Source organism: Acrocarpospora pleiomorpha (assembly GCF_009687885.1).
GTDB classification, from domain to species: domain Bacteria; phylum Actinomycetota; class Actinomycetes; order Streptosporangiales; family Streptosporangiaceae; genus Acrocarpospora; species Acrocarpospora pleiomorpha.
The window spans coordinates 142191-147151 of the sequence record NZ_BLAF01000019.1 but is presented as its reverse complement, the minus strand read 5'-3'; the positions used below and the strand labels follow the sequence as shown (position 1 = coordinate 147151).

The window sequence follows — 4961 nt, the reverse complement described above, 5'->3', positions numbered from 1 at the left end:
CCCTTTGATTTCCCCCAGGCTCCGCCCGCCCCGCCGGGCCTCCTGGTCGCCCGGACGAAGCGACCCGAACCTCGTGGTTGCCCGGACGAAGCGACCCGGGCCCTGTGGTCGCCCGGACGAAGCGACCCGAAGGCGACGGCTTCCTGGGGGCCGGTGAAACCCGATCCCGCCGATGTGGTTGGGTTTCCGGGTGGTCGCGGGGGAGATTCTTGGTCTGTTCGCCGCCGGTGTGCTGGCGGGGTTGCTGAGCACGGTCGTCAGCCTGGCGTCGATCGTCTCCTACCCGGCGCTGCTGGCGTTCGGCCTGTCGCCGCTGGCCGCCAACGTCACCAACACGGTCGCGCTCGTGTTCACCGGACTCGGCGCGGCGGCGGGCTCCCGGCCCGAGCTGTCGGGGCAGGGTCCGCTGCTGCGCCGCCTAGGCGTGGCCGCCGCACTCGGGGGTGCGGCGGGCGCGGCATTGCTGCTGGTCACGCCGCCGAGCGCGTTCGAGTTCGCGGCTCCGCTGCTGGTCGCCACCGCTTCGCTGCTGCTGCTCCGGCCGCCGCGCCCACGCCCCCACGAGCGCCTGCCGGTTCGGCTGACGGTGTTCGCGGTGGCGATCTACCTCGGCTATTTCGGCGCGGCTGGAGGCGTGCTCATGTTAGCCGTGCTGATGGCGGCGCTGCCCGAGTTCCCGGCCAGGATCAACGCCGTCAAGAACGTGCTGGGCGTGTTCGCCAACGCGGTGGCCGCGCTCGGCTTCGCCCTGTTCGGCCCGGTCGACTGGCTGGCCGCGATCCCGCTCGCCGCCGGCCTGCTGCTCGGCGGCCGCCTCGGCCCCGGCCTCGTCCGCCGCCTCCCCGGCCAGAGCCTGCGCATCCTCGCCGCCACCTGCGGCCTGCTCGTCGCGATCAAACTCGGCATCACCGCGTACGCCTAGCGCGCCAACCCCGCCTCCCGCGCCTGAATGATCGCCTGCGCCCGATCGGCCACCTGAAGCTTCGCGAACACCGCGGACACGTTGTCACGCACGGCCTTAGGCGCTGGCACCGCGGCCGCGGGCCGGGAGTGCAAGCCGGTCGCCGACGCGAGCGTCTCTCCCGTTCTCAGGGTTCGATGGTCACTTTGATGGCCGCGCCGCGCGCCACCGTGTCGATCGCGGCCAGGATGTCGGTCAGCGGCAGCCGTTCGGTGATCAGGTCGGCGACCGGGACCGCGCCGGTGGCGATCAGGTCCAGCGCGCGGGCGTTGTGGGCCGGGCTGGAGCCGTTGGCGCCGACGATCGTCAGCTCCCGGTAGTGCACCAGGTTGGAGTCGCAGGCGATGATCGGGTTGTCCTTGGGCAGGCCGCCGAAGAAGCTGATCCGGCCCTGCCGGGCGGCCATCCGGATCGCCTGCTCCTGCGCGGAACCCGCTGCGGCGGCCGTGATGATCACGTCGGCCCCGCGGCCGTCGGTCAGCTTGGCGACCTGCTCCTCGATGTCGGTGTGGATCGCCGCGTCGGGCCGTACCAGCGTCGCGGCCATGGCGAGGCGGTCCGGGTTGATGTCGGCGAGGAAGACCCGGGCGGCGCCCCTGGCCCGCGCGAGCCGCACGTGCAGGCAGCCGATCGGGCCGGAGCCCATGATCACCACATCGTCGCCGGGGCCCACCCTGGCCAGCTCCTGGCCGTTGAGCACGCAGGCCAGCGGCTCGGCCACCGAGGCCTCGGCGAAGCCGACCCCGTCCGGGATCCGGTTGAGCCCGGCCACGGCGAGCACCTTCGCCGGGACGGTCAGGAATTCGGCGAAGCCGCCGTCGTAGTGGTAGCCCATCGACTCCTGGTTCGGGCAGACCGTCATCCGGCCGCGCGCGCACTCCGCGCAGCGGCCGCAGGGGATCGCGGCGATCACCTGCACCCGGTCTCCCGGCGCCCAGCCGGGGGCCGCCGACTCGACGATCTCCCCGGCGATCTCGTGGCCCATCACCCGGGGCGGGTCGATGTGGTGGTGGCCGTGCTTGTAGATCTTGACGTCGGTGCCGCAGGTGGAGCAGTTGCGCACCCGGATCTTGACCTCGCCCGGGCCGGTGACCGGCTCGGGCGCCTCCTCGACGCGCAGGTCGCCGGGGGCGTGGAAACGCGCGACCTTCACGCGGCACCGCCCAGGATCGCGATGACGTCGTCCACCTCGGCGGTCTCCCGCAGCACCCGGGCCCGCTCCGGATCAAGCAGGATCTCCGCCAGTTCGGCCAGCACGGCGACATGGCCGTCGCCGGTGGCGGCGATGCCGATGCAGATCGTCACCCGCTCGCCGCCCCAGTCGACCCCGTCGGGGAAGCGCAGGAACGACAGCGCGTCCCGCAGCACCGCGTCCTTCCCGGCCAGCGTGCCGTGCGGGATCGCCACCCCCTCCCCGACGTAGGTGGAGATCGACTGCTCCCGCTCCAGCATCGTCACCAGGTACGGCTCCCGCACCGCCCCCACCGCCAGCAGCGCCTGCCCGCACTGCCGGATCGCGTCCTCCCGGTTGACCGCCACCGCTTTGAGATGCACGGCCCGCCGGTCCAGCACGCCCTCAGCCATGAATAGTGCCGCCATTCTTGATCGTGGAGATCAGCCCGGTCACCGCCGGGTCGCCGATGAAGATCTGGAACGGGATCAGCACCGTGTCCGGCGCCGACGCCCGGGCCCGGGCCGCCAGGCCGGCGTGGCAGAGCACCACGTCGGCGTCGGCCGGAATCGCGTTGACGGGGATGTGCGTCACCTCGATGTCCTGGCCCTTCAGCGCCTTGCGCAGCTGCCCGGCCAGCATCACGCTGCTGCCCATGCCGGCGTCGCAGGCGACGATGATCTTGTGGATGTCCTTGCTCTCGATGCTCGCCATCTGATCAGGCCTCCGATTTCACGGTCTCGTCGTTCTCTGGTTCCTCTGAGCTGCCTTGGGTGCGGCGTTCATGCGCGGATCACCTCGGGCCCGGCGGCGGCCAGGTCGGCGGCCAGGCCGCTGTCCAGGCCGGTGTCGGTGACGACCGTGTCGACGTCGGCCAAGGTGGCGAACCTGGCCAGGTAGCTGTTGGTGAACTTGGTGTGGTCGGCCAGCAGGACCGTGCGGTGGGCCGCGGCGATCATCGCCCGCTTGATGGCGGCCTCGGCCGGGTCCGGCGTGGTCAGGCCCCGGCTCACCGTGCAGCCGTTGGTGGCCATGAAGGCCACGTCCACGTGCAGGTTGTCGAGCGGGCGCAGCGCCCAGTCGTCGACGGTGGCCATGGTGCGCCCGCGCACCCGGCCGCCCAGCATGATCACCGACAGGTTGGCCCGGGTGGCCAGCACCGTGGCCAGCGGCGGCGAGTTGACGATGACCGTGAGCTCCCGGTCGGCGGGCAGCACCTGGGCCAGGCGGCCGGTGGTGGAGCCCGCGTCGATGATGATCGCGCCGTCCTGGGGGAGCTCGGCCAGGGCGGCCTTGGCGATACGCTCCTTCTCGGCGGTCAGCACTTCGTTCCTGGCGGCCAGAGCGGGCTCGAAGCCCAGCCGCTCCACCGGGATGGCGCCGCCGTGGACCCGCCGCAGCAGGCCGGTCCGCTCCAGCGCGGTCAGGTCCCGCCGGATGGTCTCGGTGGTGACCAGCAGCTCCTCGGCCAGCGTGACCACGTCCACCCGCCCGGCCTCCCGGGCCCGGCGCAGGATCTCCTGCTGGCGCTCCTCCGCGTACACGATATTGATTCACCGCCGTTTTCATTTGGTTTCATCTTTATTTACACCCGTGTGTGTTGGCCGTCAAGTTGTCCGATATCGCCGGTCGGCGATCTAAGCCTTGGCGCACTGTGGTCGGTGGTCCACGCCTGGGAAGTATTCCGCCCACTGCGAAGGGGTGAGGGCGGGGTAGGTCCTGGCGCAGACGGCGCACGTGACCTCGTTGGAGGAAATCTTCACCCTCTTGTAGATTCTTGGAGACAATCTGCAGGGGGAGTGGCTGTGACGGCTTTGATCATCGGGTTGGACGGCGGGGGGACCAGCACGCGGTGCGTGGTGGTCAGTGAGACGGGGGAGGTGGCGGGGCGCGGGCGCGCGGGCGGCGCGAACGTGGTCTCGGTCGCCGATCCGGCCGCCAACCTGCTCGCCGCGCTCCGCGCCGCGATGCACGGGCTCGATCCCGCGCTCGTCGCGGGTGGTGTCTTCGGCCTGGCCGGGTCGGGCGCCGAGCGGGCCAGGCGGCTGGCGGGGGAGGCGTGGCGCTCGGCCGGGCTGCCCGGCTGCCCGGCCGTCGTGGCGGACGTGCTCGTGGCCTTCGCGAGTGCCACCGCCGAGCCGGACGGCACGGTCCTGATCGCCGGGACGGGCGCGGTGGCGGCCCGGATCGCGCGCTGGGAGGTCGCGGCGGTCGCCGACGGCCACGGCTGGCTGGTCGGAGACGAGGGGTCCGGGGTGTGGATCGGCAGGCAGGCCGTGACGGCGGCGCTGAAGTCGCTCGACGGCCGCGCCGGACCCACCGTGCTGCTCGACCGGCTCGCCTCGCTCGGGACGTCCGCGGGCGAGATCGTCTCCACCGTGTACGCCCAGGTGGCCGACTCAGGTCCCGCCTGGCTCGCCAGCTTCGCCCCCCTCGTCGACGCGGCCGCCCGCGACGGCGACGCGGCCGCCTGCGCCATTCTCGACGAGGCCGCCCGCCGCCTCGCCGCCACGGCGCGCGCGCTCGGCCCCGCGGCGGGACCGCTGGTGCTCGCAGGCTCCCTGCTCACCCAGCCCACCGAGCTGGCGCGCCGGGTCCGGGCCGAGCTCGGCGACGCCGCCCGCCCCATCCCCGCTCGCGACGGCGCGGCCGGGGCCGCCGCCCTCGCGCTCCGCGCCGCCTTCCCGGCGGCCGACCTGCACCGGCGAGTCATCGGGGAGTGCGCGTGAATCTTGAGCGGACGGCGATGAGCGTCCTGCAGCCGGGATTCGACGGGACCGCGCCGCCCGACTGGCTGCGGCGGGCGCTCGGGGACGGGCTCGGCGGGGT

General features: G+C 72.9%; 6 protein-coding genes. 2 read left to right on the top strand and 4 right to left on the bottom strand.

What is annotated here, in order from left to right:
* The first annotated feature begins 172 nt into the window (after window positions 1–172).
* Window positions 173–922 carry a sulfite exporter TauE/SafE family protein gene (locus tag Aple_RS18835; RefSeq protein WP_155345923.1) on the top strand — a complete coding sequence of 250 codons (750 nt, stop codon included), beginning with the start codon at window positions 173–175 and terminating at the stop codon, window positions 920–922.
* A gap of 166 nt (window positions 923–1088) precedes the next feature.
* On the opposite strand, the gene Aple_RS18830 is transcribed toward Aple_RS18835, so the two are convergent.
* The 4 genes from Aple_RS18830 to Aple_RS18815 all read right to left on the bottom strand — a co-directional run bounded on the left by Aple_RS18830 (window position 1089) and on the right by Aple_RS18815 (window position 3676).
* Window positions 1089–2114 carry a zinc-dependent dehydrogenase gene (locus tag Aple_RS18830; protein WP_155345922.1) on the bottom strand — a complete coding sequence of 342 codons (1026 nt, stop codon included), beginning with the start codon at window positions 2112–2114 and terminating at the stop codon, window positions 1089–1091.
* On the bottom strand, window positions 2111–2545 hold the full coding sequence (locus Aple_RS18825; RefSeq protein WP_155345921.1) for a PTS mannitol transporter subunit IIA: 435 nt from the start codon (window positions 2543–2545) through the stop codon (window positions 2111–2113). The genes Aple_RS18830 and Aple_RS18825 overlap by 4 nt, the downstream gene beginning before the upstream one ends.
* A complete protein-coding gene (locus Aple_RS18820; protein ID WP_155345920.1) occupies window positions 2538–2846 on the bottom strand; it encodes a PTS sugar transporter subunit IIBC family protein in 309 nt (102 codons plus the stop codon). Before Aple_RS18820 ends, Aple_RS18825 begins: the two co-directional genes overlap by 8 nt.
* A 68-nt stretch (window positions 2847–2914) precedes the next feature.
* The gene (locus Aple_RS18815; RefSeq protein WP_155345919.1) at window positions 2915–3676 is read right to left on the bottom strand and encodes a DeoR/GlpR family DNA-binding transcription regulator; all 762 of its coding nucleotides are present in this window, start codon (window positions 3674–3676) and stop codon (window positions 2915–2917) included.
* 261 nt (window positions 3677–3937) lie between these two features.
* On the opposite strand from Aple_RS18815, the gene Aple_RS18810 reads away from it, so the two are divergent.
* Window positions 3938–4861 carry an N-acetylglucosamine kinase gene (locus Aple_RS18810; RefSeq protein ID WP_155345918.1) on the top strand — a complete coding sequence of 308 codons (924 nt, stop codon included), beginning with the start codon at window positions 3938–3940 and terminating at the stop codon, window positions 4859–4861.
* Window positions 4862–4961: the final 100 nt, after the last annotated feature.